The organism is Alteromonas sp. MmMcT2-5, assembly GCF_022348315.1.
GTDB classification, from domain to species: Bacteria; Pseudomonadota; Gammaproteobacteria; order Enterobacterales; family Alteromonadaceae; genus Alteromonas; species Alteromonas macleodii.
This window is the reverse complement of the sequence record NZ_JAKRFB010000125.1, coordinates 1-2,264: the sequence shown is the minus strand read 5'-3', so window position 1 is coordinate 2,264 and position 2,264 is coordinate 1. Positions and strand designations below refer to the sequence as shown.

The 2,264-nt window shown below is 48.9% G+C and carries 3 protein-coding genes; all 3 read right to left on the bottom strand.

The window, feature by feature from the left end:
• Window positions 1-79: 79 nt before the first annotated feature.
• Window positions 80-826, bottom strand: a complete 747-nt coding sequence (gene istB / locus MHN09_RS21215) for an IS21-like element helper ATPase IstB (protein ID WP_015066349.1) — start codon at window positions 824-826, stop codon at window positions 80-82.
• A gap of 8 nt (window positions 827-834) precedes the next feature.
• On the bottom strand, window positions 835-1,239 hold the full coding sequence (locus tag MHN09_RS21210; RefSeq protein ID WP_239241838.1) for a hypothetical protein: 405 nt from the start codon (window positions 1,237-1,239) through the stop codon (window positions 835-837).
• On the bottom strand, window positions 1,223-2,264 hold a 1,042-nt coding region (gene istA / locus MHN09_RS21205), incomplete at its 5' end, for an IS21 family transposase (RefSeq protein ID WP_239241837.1). The genes istA and MHN09_RS21210, both read right to left, overlap by 17 nt.

The window sequence follows — 2,264 nt, the reverse complement described above, 5'->3', positions numbered from 1 at the left end:
TGCGTATTTCGGTGAATCCGAACGGTCATTTCGGTTTTATCCGATCACTTTTTCTTCTTCTTTTTCGTCCTTACCAGTTTTACCTTAAGTGATCGGATTGGTCTAGTTTTCTCATCGATTCGCCAGCCAGTTCAATTCGATGGCTGTTGTGCAGTAAACGGTCGAGTAATGCATCTGCCACGGTGGGGTTACTGATGAGTTTGTACCATTCGGTAACGGGCAACTGGCTAGCGATAATGGTGCTGGTGTTTTGATATCGTTCTTCCATCACGTCAAGTAAGTCATTGGCCTGTCTTGCACTCAGTTTTTCCATTCCCCAGTCATCTAGGATGAGCAGCTCTTTCTTAGCGAGTTGTGCAAGCTGTTGTCGGTAACTTCCATCGGCGTGGCCGATATTCAGCTCATCTAGAAGCTGGCCGAGCCGGTAATATCGTACTGTATGATGCTGTTCACAGGCTTGTCTGGCTAATGCGCAAGCGAAGTACGTTTTACCGCACCCCGTTGCGCCAGTAACGATAATGTTATGGGCATGATGTAAGTATTGGCCGCTCAACAGTGTGGCGACTTTATCTTTGCGTAGACCGCGCTCTGCGCGGTATTCCAATCGGCTGGCGTGAGCTTCTAAGCGCAAGGTTGCCTGACGCAGTAAACGCTTCACTTTGCTGTCTTGCCGACAGTGGATTTCATGCTGTGCCAGTAATCCTAAGCGTTCTTCGAAGCTCATCTCGTCGTAGGTTGTCGCTTGGCTTTGTTGTTGCAGTAACGCTTGAGCGAAGTGTCCAAGCCGTAAGCTACGCAGTTGCTCTTGTAATTGAGATTGTGTCATGGGTTGTCCTATTGATAGTAATGTTGGCCGCGGATATTGTGGTGGGTTACAGGTTGCTCATCGTGTTCGACAGCGGTGCTCGGTACGCTTTCTTGGTGATGTTTGAGTAAGTTCATCACAACGCTTCTGTGAGGGCGTTCTAGCAGTAACGCCTTTTGGCAAGCGGCTTCAAGTCGCGTAGCACCATGTTGTTTAGTGAGGTTTAGGATAGCTAAGCAGCTTTTAATCGCTTGCTCTGGATGTTGACGGCTATGGATGTGCCACTGCACCACACCGCGCGTACCTACACCAATATTCTCCGCCCAGTGCAATAAGCGTTCAGCGCTGAAGCGCTGTTTTACATGGCTGTCCGGCATGTGTTCTTTTTGCGTTGAGAAGCCGCCGTCTTTTGCTGATTTAGCGTGCTGTGTCACCAGTTGATTTTGGTGATAGATGCTGACCACACTGCCACTTGCCTCGATGGTCACCGTGTTGCCTACTAAGGTGTGCGGTACAGAGTAAGCGTGCTTTTGGTACAGCACAAGAGCCTGGATGTAAGCGCTGCGGCCGATTATTTAACTCTTCCATTAACACTTTGATACGTGCGTTAAGGCCCGCTAAAGTGTAAAAGCACTCCCGTCGCAATCGCATTAGTATCCAGCGTTCAACAATCAGTACCGCATTTTCTGCTTTAGCCTTATCCTTCGGTTTATAAGGCCGTGCAGGCACAATGGCGCAGCCGTAATGCCGCGCCATTTTTGCGTAGTTTTCATTCAGCGTGGGCGCGTAACGATGGGCTTTGGTAACGGCTGATTTCAGGTTATCCGGCACAAGTAAACGAGGTACACCGCCAAGGTAGCGGAACGTTCTTACGTGCGCCATTATCCAGTCTTCTTCACGTTGTGAGCGGCCAGCTTCAACATACGTGTAGTTGGTCGCACCTAAAGTCGCAACAAAGATTTGTGCATGATAACGCACTTCGCCTGTATCGGGATTAACGATAGGTACTGTCGGCCCGCAGTAGTCAATAAACAACTTATCACCCGCGATATGATGCTGACGCATACTACGCTTCTGCTTTTTAAGCCATCGCTGATAATGCTCGCAGAACTGCGTGTAACCATAAGCTGACGCACTATCTTCGGCGTAATACTCTTCCCACAGCAACAGCTTAGTCATGCATTTACGCTTCAACTCTTGCTGCATAAGCATAAAGTCAGGCAGCCGTTTTTGGCGCTGAACGGGACCAGTGTTATACAACTGAGCCTCGAGCGTTTTATCATTGAGCGCTTCCGGCAACGGCCACGATAAATCACTGGATTTAAAGCGCGAGAGTATTTCACTCACGGTTGAAGGGCCGAGACTTAAGCATTGGCCGATGTCTCGATGGCTTAATCCTACTTCGAATTTGAGACGCAGGACGTCTTTAATCTTTCTCATATCGGTTCTCTTTCTCGCC

Excerpts from the sequence above, each read along its gene's own strand:
- istB (WP_015066349.1), bottom strand. The coding sequence starts at position 826 with ATGACACAATCTCAATTACAAGAGCAACTGCGTAGCTTACGGCTTGGA.